This window comes from Microterricola pindariensis (assembly GCF_002936985.1).
Taxonomy (GTDB): Bacteria; Actinomycetota; Actinomycetes; order Actinomycetales; family Microbacteriaceae; genus Microterricola; species Microterricola pindariensis.
In genome coordinates this window covers 1-21,530 of the sequence record NZ_MPZN01000042.1, presented here as the reverse complement: position 1 = coordinate 21,530, position 21,530 = coordinate 1, and the positions used below count along the sequence as shown (strand labels likewise).

The following is a 21,530-nucleotide window of genomic DNA, read 5'->3' as shown; positions in this document are numbered from 1 at the left end:
TCAGCGAAAAAAACAGGAGGAGAGCCCCGCCGGTGCTTCATGAAGCACCCGCGGGACTCTCCTCCTGTTTTTTTGAGAGCAGAAGCCGTGCCTGCAGAATCACGGCCGACAACCACAGCGACACCGCACCGACAACGACAAACCGGAGGCACCCTGGCGGGCGCCTCCGGTAAAGGTCCGATCTCTGTCGCGCGTTACTCGGGGCGCAGGCGCAGGTTCTGCATGCCGCCGTCGACGGCGATGGAGGCGCCGGTGGTCGAGCCGGAGCGCGGGCTGGCCAGGTAGACGACGGCGTCGGCGACCTCGCTGGCGGCCACGAGGCGGCCGTGCGGCTGGCGGGCGTTGAGTGCGGCGCGCTCGGCCTCGGGGTCGGCCGCCTTGGTGAGCAGGCCGGTGACCCACGGGGTGTCGGCGGTGCCGGGGTTCACGCAGTTGACGCGGATGCCCTCGCGGAGGTGGTCGGCGGCCATCGCGCGGGTGAGCGAGAGCACGGCGCCCTTCGACGCGGTGTACAGCGCGCGCTCTGGCAGGCCGGCGGTCGCCGCGATCGAGGAGGTGTTCACGACGGCCGCCGCCGGCGACTCGCGCAGGAACGGCAGCGCCGCCCGGGTGACGCGGGCGATGCCGGTGACGTTGATGCTGAGCACGCGGGCCCACTCGTCGTCGTCGTTGCTCTCGATGGTTCCCTGGGCGCCGATGCCGGCGTTGTTGATCACGATGTCGATGCGGCCGAACTTCTCGGCGACCGCGGCGATCGCGGCGCGCACCGAGGCGTCGTCGGCGATGTTGGCCTGCACGGCGAAGTGGGCGGCATCCGCACCCTCCGGGCGGAGGTCCAGCACGGCGACGGTGGCGCCGGCCTCGTGCAGGCGGGCCGCGATGGCCGCGCCGATGCCGGATGCGCCGCCGGTGACGACGGCGACGAGGTTGTCGAATTCCTGGGTCATGAGTTGCTCTTCTCGTGTGCGATGAACTGCTGGCGCTGGCGGCCGAGGCCCTCGATCTCGATCTCGCAGACGTCGCCCGCGGCGAGGTAGGGGAAGCGGCCGGAGAGGGCGACGCCCTCCGGGGTGCCGGTGAGCACCAGGTCGCCGGGCTCGAGCGCGAGGTACTGGCTGAGGTGCCAGATCACGTGCTTGACGTTGAAGATCTGGTCGGCCGTGTTCGAGTCCTGTCGGATCTCGCCGTTCACCCAGCTCTTCAGCTGCAGGTTCTGGTGGTCGACCTCGTCCGGGGTGACGAGCCACGGGCCGGTCGGGTTGAAGCCGGGGGCGCACTTGCCCTTGGACCACTGGCCGCCGGAGACGGCCATCTGGAAGTCGCGCTCGGAGACGTCGTTCGCCGAGACGAAGCCGGCGATGTGGCCCATGCTCTCCTCGGGGGAGTCGAGGTAGGAGGCGCGCTTGCCGATCACGATGCCGAGCTCGACCTCCCAGTCGGTCTTCTCGCTGCCGCGCGGGATCTCGACGGTGTCGTTCGGGCCGACGACGGTGTTCGGCGTCTTGAGGAACATGATCGGGATCTCGGGGGGCAGCGAGCCGGACTCGGCGGCGTGGGCCGCGTAGTTCATGCCGATGCAGATGACGGCGCTCGGGCGAGCGATCGGCGCGCCGATGCGCAGGGCCTCGGCGTTCTCGAGCACGGGCAGCGCGTCGGCCTCGAAGGCGGCACGCACGGCGGCGGGGCCGTCGGAGGAGAGGAACGCGCCGTCGATGTCTGGCGTGACGGACGACACGTCGTAGTGGATGCCGTCAACCAGCAGCGTGGGGGTCTCGTGGCCGATGGCGCCGAGGCGTGCGAACTTCATGGGCTTACTCTCTTCTCTGGGAGCGGGGATCAGTCTTCCCCAACCGGGCGCCCGCGACGCGTCGCGCGTGACCCGGCTGGTATCTTAATCATCGGATGTCTAGTGTACCCGGTGGCCGATTGCGTCGCCTCGGGGTCGCACACTCACGGAGGAATTGGCCTCCGGTTTCAGGAAAGGTTGCCCATGAAGCGCATGGCCTCGGTTATCGGTCTTCCCCCGGAGAATGTCGCGCGGTATGAGGAGCTGCACGCGAACGCGTGGCCCGGCGTGCTCGAGCGGCTGAAGGCATCCAACGTCTCGAACTACTCGATCTATCGCCACGGCGACCTCCTGTTCTCCTACCTGGAGTACGTCGGGGACGACTACGAAGCGGACATGGCCGCGGTGGCCGCCGACCCAATCACGCAGGAGTGGTGGGCGGTGTGCGAGCCGCTGCAGCGGCCGCTCGCTGACCGGGCGGACGGCGAGTGGTGGAAGGAAATCCCCGAGGTCTTCCACCTCGACTAGCCCCATGACCCTTCACGACACGGAGAACAGCCCTACCATGACACGACCACTCGGACGCGGCGGACTCATCGCCGGCCCGCACGCGTACGGCGTCGCCGCACTCGGCAACCTCTACAGCGCACTCGAGGAGGACGCGGCGATCGACGCCGTGCACGCGGCGTGGGAGCGGGGCGTGCGCTATTTCGACACCGCGCCGCACTACGGCCTGGGGCTCTCGGAGCAGCGCCTTGGCGCCGGGCTCGCCGGGCGGGCGCGCAACGAGTTCGTGGTCTCGACGAAGGTCGGCAAGATCCTCGTCGACACCGACGAGTTCCCGGGCGAGCGGGACGACCAGGGATTCGACGTGCCCAAGAACCGCGTGCGGCGCTGGGATTTCTCCCGGGACGGCGTGCTGCGCTCGATCGAGGGCTCGCTGGAACGCCTCGGCCTCGACCGCCTCGACGTCGTTCTGGTGCACGACCCGGACGATCACTACCGCGAGGCCCTGGACGGCGCGTTCCCCGCGCTCGAGGAGCTGCGCTCGCAGGGCGTCATCACCTCCTACGGCGCCGGCATGAACCAGTCGGCCATGCTCACCGACTTCGTCAGGAACACGGACCTCGACGTCGTCATGGTGGCCGGGCGCTACTCGCTGCTCGAACAGCCGGCGTTGCACGACCTGCTGCCAGCCGCAGAGGCCCGCGAGGTGTCGATCGTCGCGGCCGGAGTGTTCAACTCCGGGTTGTTGGCCACCGATCGCCCCGGCGCCGACGCGAAGTACAACTACGAGGCGGCGCCGGCCGAGCTGCTCGCCCGCGTCAACCGCATCGCCGACGTCTGCGAGGCGCACGGGGTGACCCTGCCTGCCGTCGCGGCGCAGTTCCCCCTCGCCCACCCGGCCGTGGCCACCGTCTGCCTCGGCGCCCGCTCGCGCTCGCAGGTGGAGCGGAATGCCGCGCTCTTCGACGTGCAGATCCCCGCCGCCCTGTGGGCAGACCTCCGCACGGAAGGCCTGCTCGCCGAGTCTGCCCCCACCGCCTAGCCCGCACCCCGCGTGCAGTATTGACGCAGGGGGAGAACGAAGGAGAGCCATGACGCCCGCACTGTACGAGCCGGCACAGATGATCGACGCGCACCAGCACCTCTGGAAGATCTCCGAGCGCCGTTACGACTGGATCACGCCAGAGTCCGGCGTGCTGAACGCCGACTTCGGTCCGGAGGACGTTGCCGCGGATGCCGCGGCCGCGGGCATCACCGCGACCGTGCTCGTGCAGGCGGCCGACAGCTACGAGGACACCTTCTACATGCTCGCGGTCGCCGCGAGCACCCCGACCGTCGCCGGCGTGGTCGGCTGGGTGCCGCTCGACCGCACGGCCGAGGCGCTCGCCGCGCTCGCCGTCCTCGCGCGGAACCCCGTATTCAAGGGCATCCGGGTGCTCTCGCACGGTTACGAGGACCCGCGTTGGATGCTGCGCGACGACGTCACCTCGACCATCGAGGCGATCGCCGAACTCGGGCTGACGCTCGACTACGTGACCTCCTCCCCGCAGGCCCTGTCGGTGCTGGTGGAAGTGGCGCGGCGGCATCCGCGGCTCACCATCGTGCTCGACCACCTCGGCAAACCGGACATCGCCGGCGACGGCTTCCAGGCCTGGGACGCCGCGATTGCGCCGATCGCCGCCGAGCCCAACGTCGTCGTGAAGCTCTCCGGGCTGAACAGCGTCTCCGCCCCGGGCTGGACGGCCGCCGACTGGCGGCCGTACGTCGACCGCGCGATTGAGCTGTTCGGCCCCGAGCGGCTGATGCTCGGCAGCGACTGGCCCGTCTCGCTGCTCAACGGCGACTTCGCCGGCGTCTGGCGGGGCCTCCGCGAGAGCATTGCCGGGCTGCCCGCAGGCCAGCAGGACGACATCCTCTACCGCACCGCGGCGCGCGTCTACTCGCTGGAGGGCTAGCCCGGCGGCAGCGACCCGATACAGTGAGGTCGAAAGGCTAGTGACGTTCGTTTTTCGCTGTCGGGGTTCGGATGCGCTCATCCATCGGATGGGTGCGCCCGGCGAATCCCGCGCTCGCGCGATCGATGATCGGAGCCGTCTCGGCGGCGCAGCCACTCCGCATCCCCGAAAGGACCAGTAGCAATGTCGCTTCACCCTCTCCCCGGTACTCGGAACGAGTCCAGTTCTGCGCCGGTCACGATCTACTTCACCCGCCACGGCGAGACCATGCTCAACCTGCTCGGCCGCGTGCAGGGCTGGTCGGATGCCCCGCTCACCGAGAAGGGGCGCGCGGTCGCCAGCCACCTGGGCACCGGGCTGGCGGATGCCGGCGTGAGAATCGACGCGGCGTACGCGGCCGACATGCTGCGCCACGGCGAGACGATCTCACTCGCGCTCGGCGAGCTGCCGTACGCGGGGGAGATCGTGCGGGATGAGCGGCTGCGCGAGATGGCCTTCGGGCGGTTCGAGGGCGCCTCCAACACGGAGATGTGGGGCGCGATCTCGGGCGAGCTGGAGAAGGCCAACGGCGGGCCCGTCGCCGAGGACGAGTTCGACTTCGACGTGGCGCTGGCGGCAATGGTCCGCCTCAACGAGGGCAGCGGGCTGGTTGCCGAGACGGCCGCTCAGGTCGCCGAGCGCGCCCTGGCCGCGCTCAACGCCATCGCGGAGGCGCAGGCGGCCAACGGCGGCGGCAACGTGCTGGTCGTCTCGAGCGGCATCACGATTGTCTCGGCGATCAGCGCGATGGGCGCCAACCTCGACCGCGTGACCACGGGCATCGGCAACGGTGCGGTGACCGAGCTGCGCTACTCAGCCGGCGACTGGACGGTCGTGACCGTCAACGACTTGAGCTTCGTCGAGGCGGGACAGGCCGCGCAGGCCGCAGAAGCCGCGACCGCCTGACCCGTTCCCGCCGCCCTGCGCCACTTGCGGCGGTTCTGCGCCACCTGAGCTGGCGCGGAACCGCCCGAAGTGGCGCAGGACGGCGGGCGGAACAGCTAGCGCAGCTGTTCCTGCACGGCCTTCACGGGGATCAGCATGGCCAGGCCGATCGCGATCACGACGACGATGCCGAGGATGCCGAAGTACGGGGCGCCGAACCAGGTCACGAACAGGGCGAACATGGTCGGGGCCAGGAAGCTCACGGCGCGGCCGGTCGTGGCGTAGAGGCCGAACACCTCGCCCTCGCGGCCCGGTGGGATGAGCCGGGCGAGGAAGGTGCGGCTGGCCGACTGGGCCGGGCCCACGAACAGGCAGAGCGCGAGGCCGGCCGTCCAGAACACGATCTGGCCGCCGTCGTGCAGCAGGAAGATGAGCAGGCCGCTGATGATCAGGCCGATCAGCGCCGCCATGATCACCGGCTTGGCGCCGAGCTTGTCGTCGAGGGCGCCGACGGTGATGGTCGAGATGCCGGCGACGACGTTGGCGGCGATGGCGAAGATGATGACCTCGCCGGCCGAGAAGCCGAAGACGGATGCCGCCAGCACGCCGCCGAAGGTGAAGACGCCGGCCAGGCCGTCGCGGAACACGGCGCTCGCCAGCAGGAACCAGACCGTCTGCCTGCTCTCCTTCCACAGCTTCGCGATGTCGCGGCCGAGTCGCGCGTAGGAGGCGAAGAAGCCGACCTTGTCGCGCTTGACGCCGGCCGGAGCCTTGTACTCCGGCACGGCGAACAGCACGGGCAGGGCGAAGATGCCGAACCAGGCGGCGGCGATCAGCATCGTGACGCGGATGTCCATGCCGTTCTCGCCGGTGACCCCGAACAGTCCGACCTCGGGGCTGATGAAGCCGAAGTAGACGATCAGCAGCAGCACGATGCCGCCGATGTAGCCCATGCCCCAGCCGAAGCCGCTGACGCGGCCGATTGAGCGCGGGGTCGAGACCTGGGCGAGCATCGCGTTGTAGTTGACGCTGGCGAACTCGAAGAAGATGTTGCCGGTCGCCACCAACACGAGGCCGAGCATCAGGAACTCGGGCGACGGCTCGACGAAGAACATGGCGGCCGAGATGGCGACGACGAGGTAGGTGTTCACGGCGAGCCAGAACTTGCGGCGGCCGGAGGAGTCGGAGCGCTGCCCGGTGATCGGGGCGAGCAGGGCGATCAGCAGGCCGGCCGCGGCCAGCGCCCAGCCGAGCTGGGCCTCGACGGTGCCGGAGGGCCCGAAGCTCGAGCTGGTCAGGTAGACCGTGAAGACGAAGGTGGTGATGACCGCGTTGAACGCGGCAGATCCCCAGTCCCAGAGGCCCCAGGCGAAGATGCGCCCCTTGCGGGCGCTCTGGGCGGCGACCGCCTCGACCTGATGGGTGTCGATTCCGACCGTGGCCGCCGCGGCATCCGCGTTGGTCAGGTGTGTCGGGGGGAAGTTGCGCGGGGCGTCTGCATCGACGCCGGGGCCGTGGGGGTCACTCATGGCTCTCAGGGTAGTGGGCGGCGGTAAACAACGGGGGAGCGCCGCACGCCGTGCGACGCCCCCACCTCAGGGCACGAGCCCGGGCCCCGCGTTCAGAACATCTCGGCGACGAGCTCGGCGAACACGGCGTCGGCGTCGCAGCCGAGGCCCTGCCGCGTGAACCAGGTGCAGACGTTGACGCAGTCCCGGTAGAGCATGTCCATGCCGCCCGGGTTGCTCACCACCTCGACGAGCTGCGGCAGGTCGATCACGACGACCCGGCCGTGGTGCACCAGCAGGTTGTACGGCGAGAGGTCGCCGTGCGCGACGCCGGCCCGGGCCAGCTGCCGCATGATCTCGACGACCTGGGCATAGAGCGGGTAGAGCTCGGATGCCGTGCCGCGCTGCGTTGCCAGGCGCGGCGCCGCGATCTGGCCGTCGCCGATGAACTCCATCAGCAGCTCGCTGCCGTTGACCTGCACCGGGTAGGGCACCGGCAGTCCGCGCACGTACAGCGTGCGGAGCGCCTCGAACTCGGCGTAGGCCCAGCGGCTCGCCGACACGCTGCGCCCATAGCTGCTGCCGCGCGCGACGGCGCGGCTGTCGCGGGTGTTGCGCATGCCGCGGCCCTCGGTGTAGCGCGACGAACGGTGGAAGTCGCTCGTCTCTGGACCGCGGTAGCGCTTGGCCGCCAAGATGACGCGTTCGCCCGGGGTGCGGCCGTCGCTGTCGGGAACCGCGCGCTCGATGAGGAACACGTCGGCCTCCTTGCCGGTCTTCACGATGCCGAGCTCGGTGTCGATGGCCGCAGCCGATGTCACCACCCAGTCGGGGTGCGGGCGGGGTCCGCGCTCGCTCGGCGTGATGGCTGGCCACGTGCTCCAGCGTTGGTCTTCGCCTGGCTCGGTTGTGCCGAAGGCGAGGGCGAATGGGTCGAAGATGGGTGTGTCAGAAGACGATGAAAACACTGTGGTTGCTCCAAGAGTGGAGGCCACCGGGGCGCCTGCGCGAAGGCGGGGCGTGGTTAGGCAGTGGCCAGATCAGAAAGAGAAGGAACGGGGCGCACGACAAAAACGGTCATGGTGTTCAACTCCTCTCCTGCTGGCATCGGCGCAATTCGCCGAGCGGATGCCTGCCCACACGGTGTGCGGCGCAAGACCGGTGCCAGCATATGCCCGCACCGAGGTGTTTCGCCAGTGCCGCGGTGCCGCGGATTGCCGAATCGCTAGGATTCAGCGATGAAGAGAATGTATGGGGGCCTTCTTCTTGTTGCGGTGCTCGCGCTCGGGGGATGTGCGGCCGAGGCGCCGGCACCCGCGGCGCCACCGAAGCCCAGCGCAGAGGAGGCCGCGCCGAGGCCGACGCCGACAACGACGCCCGATCCTGTTCGGCCTGTTCTGGCGGTCGACCTCACCTGCGAGCAGCTTGTGCCGGTCGCAGAGCTGGAGACGATCATTGGGGGGCCGTTGACCCTCACGGATGCTGGGGCGGAGCGCTCGATCGAGCAATCCGGCGGACGCGCCAACTTTGCCTACGCCGGCGGGCTCTTCTGCGCATGGAATGACGCGGAGGGAACCCCACGCGCGGGTGCAACGCTCGTGCCCAACGCGCAGGCGGCCGCGCGCACGATCGCCGACGAGTTCGAATCGGGCTCCGACCCGGTGATCCCGCTCTATGCGCACTGCGTGGGGTGGGCCTGCGAGTCCGGCGGTTTCGTCGACGAGTACCGCGTTTCGGTGTTTGCGGGGGCCGACCAGCCCGGAGCCGACGCGGAGGCCGCCATCGTGAGGGTGAGCGATTCTCTTCGAACGGTGCTCGCGGCCACCGGGCCTGCTGGCCCGCTCCCACCACTCTCGACCGACTGGGCGGATGGCCCGACCTCGTGCGAGGAGATGTTGCCTGCTGCGCAGTTTGCGGCGCACCTCGGTGATGATTCCCTCGTCTACTCGCCCGGCTACGCCTACGAGGACAGCAACGGTGGCGACAACGCCCTGCTCAGCGCAGGAGGCTTCATCTGCCGCTACCGCTCGGCCGCCGCTGATGGCGTGAGCGGGACGATCGCTGTGCTTCCCGACGCTGCGGCCACGCTTGCGCGGGTGCGCGCGCACTCTGACGGCGTGGCTGCCGTCGACATCGAGGGAGCGCCAGACGCCGACGCGGTCGTCTCCTGCTGGAACAACGGCAATCCGGCATGGTCAGCGGGCAGCACCGGGCGTTGCACGGTGCACATGCAGCTGCGCGGCGCCTGGGTTCAGGTGAGCGCGGCCGAGACGAGCCTCTCCGAAGCCGAGGTGACGGAGCGTGCCCGCATCGCGGCAGCGCCGGTGGCGGCAGCGTTGGGGTAGGCGCGCGGGTGTCTCACCCCGTGGGGTGAGCACGGTGCATCGCACATGACACGGTGTCACGGACCATCGCGGTTGGCGCGATCGACGGGAGCCACGGGCTCCCAGCAGGGGCGCCACTCTGGCCCGGCGGCGGACATGCCGGAGCCGGTGCGCGCCCAGTGCGCGTGTCTTGGCCATACTGTCAGCCATGCCTTTTGACACCGTCGTCACCGAGACCGCCCTGAAAGAGACCGCCCGGAAAGACTCAGCGCTGGCCCCCACGCCGCCGATGGGCTGGAACAGCTGGAACCGCTTCCGCTGCTACGGCCTGAGCGAGGAGGTGGTGCTCGGCACCGCCGATGCGCTGGTGGCCAGCGGCATGCGGGATGCCGGTTACGAGTACCTCGTGATCGACGACTGCTGGCAGGCGATGGCGCGGGGCGCCGACGGCTCGCTGCTCTCGAACCCCGAGCGGTTCCCGCACGGCATGAAATGGCTCGGCGAGCAGATCCACGCCCGGGGCCTCAAGTTCGGGCTGTACCTGGCGCCAGGGCGGCAGACCTGCGCCATGCTCTACGACTCCTACCCGGCCCGCGAGCTCGGCTCCTTCGGCAACGAGGAGCTGGACGTGGCCACGCTGGTGGGCTGGGGCGTCGACTATCTGAAGTACGACTGGTGCCAAGCGGATGCCGGTGGCACCGGCCTGAGCTACCCGGGAGCGTTCGAGCGCATGGCCAGGGCGCTGGCCGCTGCGCCGCGGCCCATCGTGCTGAGCATCTCGGAGTACGGCAAGTCGAAGCCGTGGGAGTGGGCGGGCGACTACGCCCACCTCTGGCGCACCACCTCGGACATCAACGCCAGCTGGCGCTCGGTGATGCGCCTCGTCGACAGCCAGCACGGGCTCGCCCGCTTCGCCGGGCCGGGCGGCTGGAACGACCCCGACATGCTCGAGGTCGGCAACGACGGCCTCACCCCGGTCGAGGCGCGCAGCCACCTCATGCTCTGGGCGATGCTGGCCGCTCCGCTCATGGCGGGCAACGACCTGCGCGAGATGAGCGCGGAGACCCGCGAGCTGCTGACCCACCGCGGGATCCTCGACGTCTCGCAGGATGCCCTCGGCTGGCAGGGCGAGCGGGTGGCCCGCTTCGGCCAACTGGAGATCTGGCGGCGCGAGCTCGGCGACGGCCACGTGATCGGGCTGTTGAATCGTTCCAGGGCGTGGGTGGATGCCGCCAGCGACGGCGTCTCGCTGCTGGCCGACGCCCGCGACGGCGCCGGGATGCGGGCGCTCGCCGCCCTGCCGGAGGGGGCCGTCGATGTGTGGACGGGCGCCGCGGCATCCGCCGCAAGCTGGCGCCTCGCCCCGCACGAGATGCTGCTGCTGCGCGGTCGGTAGCCGGGATCGGGCGCGCCGCGGGCCGGCCGCGCCAAGTGCCTTTGGGGCGTGTGACTGGGTCATTCGCCCCAGTTCCTTGACGCGGCTCAGGGGGATCGGCCATGCTGGCTGCACCCGGGGCGCTTCTCCGCCCATTCGCAGTGCCGCGAAAGGACAGTGATGACCGCCCCGTCGACGCCCGAACTCCTCGAGGACGCCCCGACCACGCGCGTCAGCCGCGGCTGGATCACGAAACTCTCGCTGGCGTTCCTCGGCATCAACATCGTCTGGGCCGGCCCCGGCCAGGTGCTGCTCGCCCCGCAGATCGAGCGCCTCACCGCGCTGGACGCCGGCGGCCTCTTCAGCGCCAACAAGGAGAGCAACCTCGCGGTCATCGCCTTCGCGACGGCCCTGTTCTCGCTGATAGCCGTGCCGCTCTGGGGCGCGCTGTCTGACCGCACCCGCTCGCGCTGGGGTCGTCGCACCCCGTGGATGGCGCTCGGCACGCTCGGCGCCGCCGCCGGCCTCGTCGCCACCGGGTTCGCCACCTCGCTCGGCATGCTGGCGTTCGCCTGGGTGCTCACCCAGGTGTTCATGAACGCCGTCATCACGCCCATCTCGGCCGCGGTGCCGGACCAGGTGCCGGTGCCGCAGCGCGGGGTCGTCTCGGGCTGGATGGGGTTCACCTACACCTTCGCCATCGTGCTCGGCACCGCCATCGGAACCGTCGCGACGGCCGTCTGGTCCGGGGCGTTCGGCATCACCATGGGCTACGTGCTCTGCGCGGCGGTCTGCGTGCTGGCCATGCTGCCGTTCCTGCTCAGCCGCTGGGAGGCCCCGAGCGTCGACCTGGCGCGCCGGGCGTTCCGCCTCAAGGACTTCCTGGCCTGCTACTGGGTCAACGTGCGCACCCACCCCGACTTCGGCTGGGCCTGGATCACCCGATTCTTCGTCAGCCTGAGCAGCGCGCTCGCCCTGTTCTACCTCTACTACTACCTGCAGGACTCCGTCGGCCTCACCCGCGACGACGCCGCCGGCGACGGCGGGCTGCGGGTCAGCGACGGCGTGCTGCTGCTCACCGCCGTGTACGCGTTCTCGGTGTTCGCGACGGTGGTCGTGGCCGGGGTGCTCTCCGACAGGCTGGGCAAGCGCCGCGTCTTCGTCTCGGCATCCGCCGTGTTCACCGCGGTCGGCGTGCTGACGATGGCGTTCTCGCCGGAGTTCCCGATCGTGGTCGTGGCCGCGATGGTGCTCGGCCTCGGCACCGGCGTCTTCACCGCTGTCGACTTCGCGCTGGTCACCGAGGTGCTGCCGTCCAGTGCCAGCAACGGCAAGGACATCGGCATCATCGGCCTGGCCGTCAACCTGCCCAACATGCTCGCGCCGATCATCGCCGCGTTCATGGTGACGGCGTTCGCCGGGTACAGCGCGCTCTACGTGCTGGCCGGTGTGCTGGCGATCCTCGGCGGCGTGCTCGTCTTCCGCATCCGCGGGGTGGCGTAGCGGGTCCCGGATGCCGCGGCGCCCGTCAGGACCGCTGGTCGAGTAGCGAGGAACGAGCGTATCGAGACCTCGCACGCGACACAGTCCGGCCGGAAACCGGGTCTCGATACGGCCCTGGCGGGCCTACTCGACCAGCGGGTTGTGCGGCGGTGTTGGCTTCGGTCGCTGGCGCTCCCTCGAGCCAATGTGACGAGGGAGCCGCCCACTACCGCTGGTCGAGTAGCGAGGAACGAGCGTATCGAGACCTCGCACGCGACACAGTCCGGCCGGAAACCGGGTCTCGATACGGCCCTGGCGGGCCTACTCGACCAACGCGGAGCGGCCCCGTGTTGGCTTCGGTCGCTGGCGCTCCCTCGAGCCCACGTGGCGAGGGAGCCGCCCACTTCCGCTGGAGCGGGCCGCGCCGCGACCAAGGGGCAGCGCAGCACCCGAAGCCCCGGAGCCGCCCACTTCCGCTGGTCGAGTAGCGAGGAACGAGCGTATCGAAACCTCGCACGCGACACGGTTCCCGGCCGGAAACCGGGTCCCGATACGGCCCTGGCGGGCCTACTCGACCAACGCGGAGCAGCGCTGTCGGCCTCGGCCGTCAGCGGTCCAGCGCGAGGAACTGGTGCGTGAACGCGATCGCCATGCCGCCCTCGCCGACCCCGGCCGCGACGCGCTTGACCGAGCCGGAGCGCACGTCGCCGATCGCGAAGACACCGGGCGCGCTGGTCTCCAGCGCGAACGGCCGGCGCTCCAGCGGCCACTCCGCCGCCTGCCCGGCATCCGCCCCGGTGAGGATGAAGCCGTGCGCGTCGCGGGCGATCTCGGGCGGCAGCCAGTCGGTGGCGGCATCCGCCCCGATCATCACGAACAGCACCGACAGCGGGCGCGTGCTCGTTGTGGCGCTCGCCGAGTCGAGCACGTCCACAGCCTCCAGCGCGCCGTCGCCGTGCAGGCCGACCGCCTGGCTGCCGGTCTCGACCCGGATGCCGGGCACACCGCGGATCTGGTCGATCAGGTACCGCGACATGCTCGCCTCCAGCGCCGGTCCGCGCACGATCATCGTCACGGAGCGGGCGTGCCTGGCGAAGAACAGCGCCGCCTGCCCCGCCGAGTTTCCCGCGCCGATGATGCCCACGTCCTGGCCCTGCGCGACGGCGGCGTCGCTGCGGGCGGCCCCGTAGTAGACGCCGTTGCCGAGGTAGCGTTCCACGCCCGGCACCGGCAGCGTGCGCCACTCGACGCCGGTGGCGATCAGCAGCGCCGCGGCGCGCACGCTCTCGCCGCCGTCCAGGGTGACCAGGCGGGTAGTGGGGTCGACCGCCGTGGCGGTGCGGGTGACGACGAGCTCGGCGCCCAGCCGGGTGGCCTGGGTGAGGGCGCGGCCGGCCAGGTCGTCGCCCGAGATGCCGAACGGGAAGCCCGTGTAGTTCTCGATCCGGGTCGAGGTGCCGGCCTGCCCGCCGGGGGCGAGGCGCTCGATCACGACGGTGCGCAGGCCCTCCGCCGCGGCGTTCACGGCGGCCGTCAGCCCGGCCGGGCCGCCGCCCAGGATCACGACGTCGTAGTCGGCGGCGCTCGGCTCGACGTCGAGGCCGACGGCGCCGGCGACCTCGCGCAGCGGCGGATCGGTGAGCCTGCTTCCGTCGCGCAGCTCGAGCACGGGGGAGGGCTGCTCGCCGGCATCCGCCTCGACCGTGACGCGGTCGAACGCGACGTGGTTGCGGGTGAGGAAGGTGGACAGTGCCCGGGCCCGGGCGTCGGAGGCCGGCGCGATCACGCGGGCGACGACATCCGGCGGCTCCGCGGCCAGAGCCTGGATGGCGTCGAGGTAGCGCCGCGCGAGCCAGGCCACCTTGGCGGGCACGGACGGCGCCATCGCGGCCAGCGTGTAGTACGCCGTGACGTCCAGCTTGATGATGCGGGCCGGGCCGGCCGCTCGCCCGCTCGCCGGGAAGTTCGTGCTCAGCGTCATCGGCACCTCGCCGAAGAACTGACCAGGGGTGCGCGTGCCGATCGGGCGCTCCTCGCCGCTGACCACCTTGGTGATCTCGATGGCACCCGCGATCACGACGAACAGGGCCCGCGCCTCTCCCTCGTGCACGAAATACTCGCCGGGGAGCAGGCGGATGTCCTCCACTACCCGGCTCACGTAATCGAGCGTGTCCGGGGGCAACGGGGCGAAGATCGGGATGCCGCGGAGCTCCTCGCCGGTGATCATGCGGAGAATCTAGCCACGCGGCGCGGCCCCGTCAACGAAGCCGGGAAACGACGGCCGCAGTCAACGAAAACTGAGAGTTGAGCGTGAGTGGCTCAACTTTGCCGCTTTCCGTTTGACTGTGAAAATCCGTCATGGAATACTTGAGTCATCAAGGCTCAAGTCTTGACATAAGGACTTCGGTCGCCGGCCTGCGGGCCCCGACCACAAGCCGACGGCCGGCGGACAGCGGCCGGCAGAAGGAGAGACACATATGTCACGTGCAGTAGGAATTGACCTCGGAACCACCAACTCGGTCGTTGCCGTTCTCGAGGGGGGCGAGCCCACCGTCATCGCCAACGCCGAGGGTTTCCGCACCACCCCCTCGGTGGTCGCATTCACCAAGGACGGCGAGGTTCTCGTCGGTGAGACCGCGAAGCGCCAGGCCGTCACGAACGTCGACCGCACCCTTGCATCCGTCAAGCGCCACATGGGCACCGACTGGAGCACCGACATCGACGGCAAGAAGTACACGCCGCAGGAGATCTCGGCCCGCATCCTCGGCAAGCTGAAGCGCGACGCTGAGCAGTACCTGGGCGACACGGTGACGGATGCCGTCATCACCGTCCCCGCGTACTTCAACGACGCCGAGCGCCAGGCCACCAAGGAGGCCGGTGAGATCGCGGGCCTCAACGTGCTGCGCATCATCAACGAGCCGACCGCTGCCGCTCTGGCCTACGGCCTGGACAAGGGCAAGGAAGACGAGCTCATCCTGGTCTTCGACCTCGGTGGTGGAACCTTCGACGTCTCCCTCCTCGAGGTGGGCAAGGACGACGACTTCAGCACCATCCAGGTGCGCGCCACCTCCGGCGACAACCGCCTCGGCGGCGACGACTGGGACCAGCGCATCGTCGACTGGCTGATCAAGCGCTTCAAGGACTCCACCGGCGTCGACGTCTCCAACGACAAGATCGCCAAGCAGCGCCTCAAGGAGGCCGCTGAGCAGGCCAAGAAGGAGCTCTCCTCGAGCACCAAGGCCAGCATCCAGCTGCCCTACCTCTCGCTCACCGAGAACGGCCCGGCCAACCTCGACGAGACGCTGACCCGCGCCGAGTTCGAGAACATGACCAGCGACCTGCTCGACCGCACCAAGAAGCCCTTCGAGGACGTCATCCGCGAGGCCGGCGTCAAGCTCTCCGACATCGCACACGTCGTGCTCGTCGGTGGCTCGACCCGTATGCCCGCCGTGAGCGAGCTCGTCAAGAAGGAGACCGGCCAGGAGCCCAACAAGGGCGTCAACCCTGACGAGGTCGTCGCCGTCGGCGCCGCCCTGCAGGCCGGTGTTCTCCGCGGAGAGCGCAAGGACGTGCTGCTGATCGACGTCACCCCACTGAGCCTCGGTATCGAGACCAAGGGTGGCATCATGACCAAGCTCATCGAGCGCAACACGGCCATTCCGACCAAGCGCAGCGAGACCTTCACCACGGCAGACGACAACCAGCCGTCCGTCGCGATCCAGGTCTTCCAGGGCGAGCGTGAGTTCACCCGCGACAACAAGGCGCTCGGCACCTTCGAGCTGACCGGCATCGCCCCGGCCCCCCGCGGCATCCCGCAGGTCGAGGTCACCTTCGACATCGACGCCAACGGCATCGTGCACGTGTCCGCCAAGGACAAGGGCACCGGCAAGGAGCAGTCGATGACGATCACCGGCGGATCCTCGCTGGCCAAGGAAGACATCGAGCGCATGGTGCGCGAGGCCGAGGAGCACGCAGCCGAGGACAAGGCTCGTCGCGAGTCCGCCGAGGTGCGCAACAGCGCGGAGCAGCTCGTCTACTCGATCGAGAAGCTCATCAAGGACAACGAGGACAAGCTGCCCGCGGACGTCAAGTCCGAGGTGCAGGGTGACGTCGATGCCCTCAAGAGCGCCCTCGCCGGCGACGACGACTCCGCTGTCAAGAGCGCCTTCGACAAGCTCAACGAGAGCCAGGGCAAGCTCGGCGAGGCGATCTACGCGACCTCGCAGGCGGATGCCGCGGCCGACTCGGCCGAGCAGCCCGCCGACGCCTCCTCTGACGAGGACGTCGTCGACGCCGAGGTCGTCGAAGACGAAGACGACAAGAAGTAACCATGGCTGACAACAACCAGCCGATCGAACCGGACGAGCCCAACGGACTGGATGGCGAGCCCATCCAGGCCGAGGGCCCCGACGTCGAGACGCACGACAACGAAGGACCAGGCGCCGAATCGCTGGGAGAGGAGGAGCTCACTGTGGAAGACATTCTGAATGCCGTCGCGGCAGAAGAGGCCGACCCGACCGCCGAGCACCTGGCCGATCTCAAGCGGGTCACCGCCGAGTACGCCAACTACCGCAAGCGCACCGAGTCGAACCGTGAGGTGGAGCGCGAGCGCGCCGTCGGCTCGGCCGTCTCCGCGCTGCTGCCGGTGCTGGACGACCTGGACCGTGCCGAGAAGCACGGAGACCTCGAGGGCGAGTCCGCCTTCGCGACGATCGCCGCCAAGCTGCGCGCGAGCGTCGAGAAGCTGGGCCTCAGCACTGTCGGCACCGTCGGCGAGGTGTTCGACGTGACGATCCACGAGGCGATCTTCCAGCAGCCCACCCCGGGCGTGGAGGTCGAGACCGTGGCCGACGTCGTCGAGAAGGGCTACTACCTCGGCTCCACCTTGCTGCGACCTGCGAAGGTCGTCGTGCAGGTGCCCGCCTAGGAGCGGTTCCCGTAGGGGTCGGATGCCACGGCATCCGGCCCCTACACTCACAATGCTTGTGAAAACAGACTTTCTGCATCCGCCAGCGGATGCAACACATCAACTCATCACGAAAGGAGGCGCGCATGGCAAGTCAGGATTGGTTTGACAAGGACTTCTACAAGGTTCTCGGCGTCTCAAAGGACGTGAGCGAGGCCGAGCTGAAGAAGACCTATCGCAAGCTCGCCCGCAAATACCACCCCGACTCGAACCAGGGCGACGCCCAGGCCGAGGCGAAGTTCAAGGAGATCAGCGAGGCGCACTCGGTGCTCTCCGATCCTGAGCAGCGCAAGGAATACGACGCGATACGCGCCATGGGCGGCGGGGCTCGCTTCACCGCTCCCGGCAACGCCGGCGGCAATGCCGGCGGCAATGCCGGCTTCGAAGACGTCTTCGGCGGCATGTTCGGCGGCGCGGGCGGCGGCCGCGGCCAGCAGCAGTACACCTTCCAGCAGGGTGGAGGCTACGACGACATCCTCGGCGGACTCTTCGGCGGCCAGGGCGGCCGATTCGGCCAGACCAGCGGCGGCTACCGCGGGTACGGCGGCCCGAGCCGCGGTGCCGACGTGAACGCCAGCGCCACCATCGACTTCCTCACCGCCACGCAGGGCGACACCATCACGCTGCAGACCAGCGATGGCCGCCCGATCAAGGTCAAGATCCCCGCCGGCGTCGCCGACGGGCAGAAGATCAAGCTCCGCGGCAAGGGCCAGCCCTCGCCGGACGGCGGCGAGGCCGGCGACATCATCCTGACCGTCACCGTGCGCAAGCACCCGGTGTTCGAGCGGGAGGGCCTGAACCTGCGCGTCAACGTGCCCGTCACCTTCGTGGAGGCCGCCCTCGGCGCCACCATCGAGGTGCCGACCCTCGGCGGCGACCCGGTCAAGCTGCGCGTCGCCCCCGGCACGCCGAGCGGCCGGGTGCTGCGCGTCAAGGGGCGCGGCGTGAAGACCGCCAAGGGAGTCGGCGACCTGCTCGCCGTCGTGCAGGTGGCTGTTCCCTCGCACCTCAACTCGGCCGCCCAGGAGGCGCTCGAGAAGCTGCGCGAGGCGCTGCCCGATGAGAACCCGCGCGAGGACCTCCTCGCCAAGGCACGGGGCTAACCATGACTGCTGGGATGTCGGCCGGCATCGACGAGCGGGCGCCGATCTTCGTGATCTCCGCCGCCGCCGAGCTGGCCGGCATGCACCCGCAGACGCTGCGCCAGTACGACCGGCTCGGACTGGTCGAGCCGCAGCGCACCCCGGGCAAGTCCCGGCGCTACTCCATGCGCGATGTGATGCAGCTGCGCGAGATCGCGATCCTCAGCGCCGAGGGCGTCAGCCTGGAAGGCATCCGTCGCATTTTAGAACTCGAGAACCGGGTGAACGAGCTGTCCACGCGGGTGCGCGAGCTTGAGGGGGCACTCGCCGACGAGATGCTCAACCGCCCCGGCCGGCGTATTTTCGCCGCCGGCGCCGAGGGCGACGTCATCTCGGTCAAGGCCGGCACGCGTCTGCGCCGCCCGAACTCCGTCGTGGTGTGGCGCCCGCTCGGCGGCATCGAGCACTAGCCGCCCGATCTCCCGCCTGGTGGCTTCGGTCGCGCGCTCCCTTGAGCCAACGAGGGCTTCCGCTGGTTGAGCCGCTTCCGCTGGTCGATCCACGTCCGCTGGTTGCTCCACCGCTGCTGGTCGAGCCACCTCCGCTGGTCGAGCCTGTCGAGACCCGGCAAGCATCGGTCACTGTCCACAGGTTTCCTGTGACTGGGCTGCCGCCTTTCGCGACGCTTCGCGTCGCGCGGGTTGGTGGCTTCCGCACCTCGCGCCGCCGTGCGTCGCGAGGTTACCCTTGGGGCATGGAATTTTCGGCTTTGCGGCGGTGGCCAGACGTTGAGGCCGAGAATCTTTTTGCGGTGGACGCCAGCGACAGGCTGATCCTGTCCGAGGCCGAGCCCGCATTGCAGGGTGCCAGCGGCGACGAGGTCGTCGTGATCGGCGACCGCTACGGCGCGCTGACGTTGGGTGCGCTCGAGCTGCTCGGCTCGGCGGGGGCGGATGCCGGCGGCATCCGCGTGCACCAAGACGCCTACTCCGGCGAGCTCGCCCTCGCGGCGAACGCCGAGACGGTCGGGGCCGCTGCCGGCACCGACTACCGTTCGATCGCCCTCGGCATCGAGAAGAACGCCGCCGTGCTGCTGGGCGGCGCCCGCGTGGTGCTGCTGCAGCTGCCGCGCTCCCTCGACGCGCTGGACGAGATCGCCGCCGCCATCGCCGCGCATGCCGCCCCCGACGTGGCCGTGTTCGCCGGCGGGCGGATCAAGCACATGACCCCGGCGATGAACGACGTGCTCGGCGCGCACTTCGGCCGCCTCGACGTGAGCCTCGCGCAGCAGAAGTCGCGCGTGCTCCGGGCCAGCGCGCCACAGCAGGCCAACCCGGCGACCGCCGCCTGGCCGCGCCTGAACCGGCATGACGACCTCGGCCTCACCGTCGCCGCGCACGGGGCGGCGTTCGCCGGCGCCTCCGTCGACATCGGCACGCGGTTCCTGCTCGGCCACCTCGCCGAGGCGCACCCGCGCGCCCGGAACGCGATCGACCTGGGCTGCGGCACCGGCATCCTGGCCACCGCGCTGGCGCTGCACCGGCCGGAGCTGCGCGTGCTGGCCAGCGACCAGTCGGCCGCCGCCGTGGCATCCGCACGCGCCACCGCCGCCGCCAACCGGGTGAGCGAGCGAGTCGCCGTGGTGCGCGACGACGGCCTGAGCAACCAGCCGGATGCCAGTGCCGAGCTGATCGTGCTGAACCCGCCCTTCCACGTCGGTGCCTCGGTGCACGCCGGCATCGCGCTCAAGCTGTTCGAACACGCGGCGCGCGTGCTCGCCCCCGGCGGTCAGCTCTGGTGTGTGTGGAACTCGCACCTCGGCTATGCGCCGGCGCTGCGCGGCATCGTCGGGCCGACCCGGCAGGTCGCCCGCAACGCGAAGTTCACCATCACGGCCTCGACCCGCGCGGTCTAGGGCCGCCGAGTACGCACAATGGCGCCTCCCCGATCGGGAAGGCGCCATTGTTGCTGTTGCTGTTGCTGTTGCTGTTGCTGTTGCTGTTGCTGTTGCTGTTGCTGTCGCTGTCGCAGCCGCTGCGGCGACGTGCGCCGGACGGGCTAGTCGGTGCCGAGTGCGTGGCGGGCGGCATCCCGCTCGAAGCGCGCCAGCAGCCGGCCGAGCTCTGCACGGTCGGCGGAGGGCCAGTCGGCGAGGATCTCGGCCATCATCCGGTCGCCCGCCTCGACGAGGGAGGCCATCACGGCCTCGCCCTGCGGGGTGAGCTGGAGCAGCGACGCGCGCGAATCCGCGGGGTCGGCCACCTTCTGCACCAGGCCGAGCGCGGCCAGGCGGGCGCTGATCTTGCTCACGTTCGAGGCGCCGACGCGCAGTCGCTCGGCCAAGGCCGATGGTCGCATCGCGCCCTCCCTGGCAAGGGTGGTCACGGCGACGATGCTCGTCGCGTCCAGCTCGCCCGCGCCTGCCGCCGCGTTCTCAGCGAGTGCGTGGATGAAGCCACCGGAGCCCCAGCGTGTGAAGACGCTGAGGAGCGCGGCGAGCGGCTCGGAGCCGTAGGGCAGCGAGCCCGCCGGGAACGAGCCGTTCGGGGCGGGGGAATCAGGCATACTGCGTGCCGCCGTCGACCGGCAGCACGACGCCGGTGACGAAGGAGGCCTCGTCGGAGAGCAGCCAGACGGCCGCGTTGGCGATGTCCTCGGGCATGCCGAGCCGTTTCATCGGGATCTCGGCGGCGTAGCCGGCCTTGGCCTCGGCCGGCAGCGAGGCCAGAGCGGCCGTCTCGATCGCGCCGGGGGCGACGGCGTTGATGCGAATGTTGTCGGTGGCGTACTCCTGCGCGCCGCTGCGGGTCAGCGAGACGACTCCGTGCTTGCTCGCGCCATACGGCGTGAGGTTGGGGGTGGCGTTCAGGCCGGCGATCGAGGCAATGTTGACGATGTTGCCGCCGCCGTTGGCGAGGAAGTGGCGGGTCTCGGCCTTCATTGACAGCCAGGTTCCGCGCAGGGTGACGTTCATGGTGCGGTCCCACTCGGCCTCGACGATCTCGTCGAGGCGCTTGGGCATGGCGCCGATGCCGGCGTTGTTGACGGCCAGATGCAGGCCGCCGAACTCGGCGACGGCGAAGTCGACGAGCGCGTCGACCTGCTCGGCGTCGGCCACGTTGGCTGCCTTGTAGGCGGCCTTGCCGCCGGCTGCCAGGATCTCGGCGACGACGGCGAGGCCGTTCTCGTCATTGACGTCCGAGACGACGACGCTCGCGCCCTCGCGCGCCAGGCGCTTGGCGACCGCCGCTCCTATTCCGGCGCCGCTGGCGGTGACGAGTGCTACTTTTCCGGTGAAACTCATGGGGGTCCGACTCCTTATTTACTGTCTTCGCGACAGTATACGCCTCCGATCTGCGGATGCCGCCGGCACCGAGGGGTCGCCGGAAGCGCGCCGGGGCGCGGCCGTGCGCGCGCCGCGCCGAAGCGCGGCCGTGCGGGTGCGCGCCGCGCCGGTGACCGTTCGCGTGGCGCCTGAGACCGTGCGGGTGGCGCCGGGCATCCGTCGACCTCACCCTGCGCCACTTGCTCGCCCTCTGCGCCACTACATGTGGCGCGGAGGGCTACGAACTGGCGCAGGGCGGACGCTGGGTGGGGCCGAGGGCCGGCAGGATGTGCCGA

Annotated in this window: 19 protein-coding genes; 12 read left to right on the top strand and 7 right to left on the bottom strand. The window is 70.0% G+C overall.

Going from position 1 to position 21,530, the window contains the following annotated elements:
* Positions 1–194: 194 nt before the first annotated feature.
* Positions 195–947 carry an SDR family NAD(P)-dependent oxidoreductase gene (locus GY24_RS12245; RefSeq protein WP_104476173.1) on the bottom strand — a complete coding sequence of 251 codons (753 nt, stop codon included), beginning with the start codon at positions 945–947 and terminating at the stop codon, positions 195–197.
* Positions 944–1,807 (bottom strand): fumarylacetoacetate hydrolase family protein, encoded by an 864-nt coding sequence (locus GY24_RS12240; RefSeq protein WP_104476171.1) that lies wholly within the window; start codon positions 1,805–1,807, stop codon positions 944–946. Before GY24_RS12240 ends, GY24_RS12245 begins: the two co-directional genes overlap by 4 nt.
* A 183-nt stretch (positions 1,808–1,990) precedes the next feature.
* On the opposite strand from GY24_RS12240, the gene GY24_RS12235 reads away from it, so the two are divergent.
* From GY24_RS12235 to GY24_RS12220, 4 genes are all read left to right on the top strand, one after another.
* Entirely contained in the window at positions 1,991–2,314 is a 324-nt protein-coding gene (locus GY24_RS12235) for an L-rhamnose mutarotase (protein WP_104476169.1), read from the top strand.
* Positions 2,315–2,351: 37 nt separating this feature from the next.
* Positions 2,352–3,335 (top strand): aldo/keto reductase, encoded by a 984-nt coding sequence (locus tag GY24_RS12230; RefSeq protein WP_104476186.1) that lies wholly within the window; start codon positions 2,352–2,354, stop codon positions 3,333–3,335.
* A gap of 49 nt (positions 3,336–3,384) precedes the next feature.
* Positions 3,385–4,248: an amidohydrolase family protein gene (locus GY24_RS12225; RefSeq protein WP_161498735.1), complete on the top strand. Its 864-nt coding sequence runs from the start codon at positions 3,385–3,387 to the stop codon at positions 4,246–4,248.
* Positions 4,249–4,431: 183 nt separating this feature from the next.
* Positions 4,432–5,193 (top strand): histidine phosphatase family protein, encoded by a 762-nt coding sequence (locus tag GY24_RS12220; protein ID WP_104476164.1) that lies wholly within the window; start codon positions 4,432–4,434, stop codon positions 5,191–5,193.
* 95 nt (positions 5,194–5,288) lie between these two features.
* Here the strand turns inward: GY24_RS12220 and GY24_RS12215 are convergent, their stop codons facing one another.
* Positions 5,289–6,701, bottom strand: coding sequence for an MFS transporter (locus tag GY24_RS12215; protein ID WP_104476162.1), 1,413 nt, complete (start codon positions 6,699–6,701; stop codon positions 5,289–5,291).
* Between the two features lie 92 nt (positions 6,702–6,793).
* Positions 6,794–7,504 carry a serine protein kinase RIO gene (locus tag GY24_RS12210; RefSeq protein WP_104476159.1) on the bottom strand — a complete coding sequence of 237 codons (711 nt, stop codon included), beginning with the start codon at positions 7,502–7,504 and terminating at the stop codon, positions 6,794–6,796.
* Positions 7,505–7,918: 414 nt separating this feature from the next.
* On the opposite strand from GY24_RS12210, the gene GY24_RS12205 reads away from it, so the two are divergent.
* The 3 genes from GY24_RS12205 to GY24_RS12195 all read left to right on the top strand — a co-directional run bounded on the left by GY24_RS12205 (position 7,919) and on the right by GY24_RS12195 (position 11,882).
* Positions 7,919–9,025 (top strand): hypothetical protein, encoded by a 1,107-nt coding sequence (locus GY24_RS12205; RefSeq protein WP_133161187.1) that lies wholly within the window; start codon positions 7,919–7,921, stop codon positions 9,023–9,025.
* Between the two features lie 187 nt (positions 9,026–9,212).
* On the top strand, positions 9,213–10,400 hold the full coding sequence (locus GY24_RS12200; protein ID WP_104476154.1) for a glycoside hydrolase family 27 protein: 1,188 nt from the start codon (positions 9,213–9,215) through the stop codon (positions 10,398–10,400).
* A gap of 159 nt (positions 10,401–10,559) precedes the next feature.
* Positions 10,560–11,882, top strand: a complete 1,323-nt coding sequence (locus GY24_RS12195) for an MFS transporter (RefSeq protein ID WP_104476152.1) — start codon at positions 10,560–10,562, stop codon at positions 11,880–11,882.
* Between the two features lie 586 nt (positions 11,883–12,468).
* Here GY24_RS12195 and GY24_RS12190 read toward each other — a convergent pair.
* On the bottom strand, positions 12,469–14,088 hold the full coding sequence (locus GY24_RS12190; protein ID WP_104476150.1) for an FAD-dependent oxidoreductase: 1,620 nt from the start codon (positions 14,086–14,088) through the stop codon (positions 12,469–12,471).
* A gap of 250 nt (positions 14,089–14,338) precedes the next feature.
* On the opposite strand from GY24_RS12190, the gene dnaK reads away from it, so the two are divergent.
* The 5 genes from dnaK (at position 14,339) to GY24_RS12160 (ending at position 19,824) form a co-directional block, all read left to right on the top strand.
* Entirely contained in the window at positions 14,339–16,189 is a 1,851-nt protein-coding gene (dnaK, locus tag GY24_RS12185; protein ID WP_104476148.1) for a molecular chaperone DnaK, read from the top strand.
* A 2-nt stretch (positions 16,190–16,191) separates the two neighbouring features.
* Complete coding sequence (locus GY24_RS12180; RefSeq protein WP_104476146.1) at positions 16,192–16,788, top strand: nucleotide exchange factor GrpE; 597 nt, start codon at positions 16,192–16,194, stop codon at positions 16,786–16,788.
* A gap of 125 nt (positions 16,789–16,913) precedes the next feature.
* Positions 16,914–17,930: a DnaJ C-terminal domain-containing protein gene (locus tag GY24_RS12175; RefSeq protein ID WP_104476144.1), complete on the top strand. Its 1,017-nt coding sequence runs from the start codon at positions 16,914–16,916 to the stop codon at positions 17,928–17,930.
* A gap of 2 nt (positions 17,931–17,932) precedes the next feature.
* Positions 17,933–18,379: a heat shock protein transcriptional repressor HspR gene (locus GY24_RS12170; protein WP_324778426.1), complete on the top strand. Its 447-nt coding sequence runs from the start codon at positions 17,933–17,935 to the stop codon at positions 18,377–18,379.
* 284 nt (positions 18,380–18,663) lie between these two features.
* A complete protein-coding gene (locus GY24_RS12160; RefSeq protein WP_104476142.1) occupies positions 18,664–19,824 on the top strand; it encodes a class I SAM-dependent methyltransferase in 1,161 nt (386 codons plus the stop codon).
* A gap of 143 nt (positions 19,825–19,967) precedes the next feature.
* Here GY24_RS12160 and GY24_RS12155 read toward each other — a convergent pair whose 3' ends face one another.
* Both GY24_RS12155 and GY24_RS12150 read right to left on the bottom strand, forming a co-directional pair.
* Positions 19,968–20,474: a MarR family winged helix-turn-helix transcriptional regulator gene (locus GY24_RS12155; protein WP_104476140.1), complete on the bottom strand. Its 507-nt coding sequence runs from the start codon at positions 20,472–20,474 to the stop codon at positions 19,968–19,970.
* On the bottom strand, positions 20,467–21,213 hold the full coding sequence (locus GY24_RS12150; RefSeq protein WP_104476137.1) for an SDR family NAD(P)-dependent oxidoreductase: 747 nt from the start codon (positions 21,211–21,213) through the stop codon (positions 20,467–20,469). Before GY24_RS12150 ends, GY24_RS12155 begins: the two co-directional genes overlap by 8 nt.
* Between the last annotated feature and the right edge of the window lie 317 nt (positions 21,214–21,530).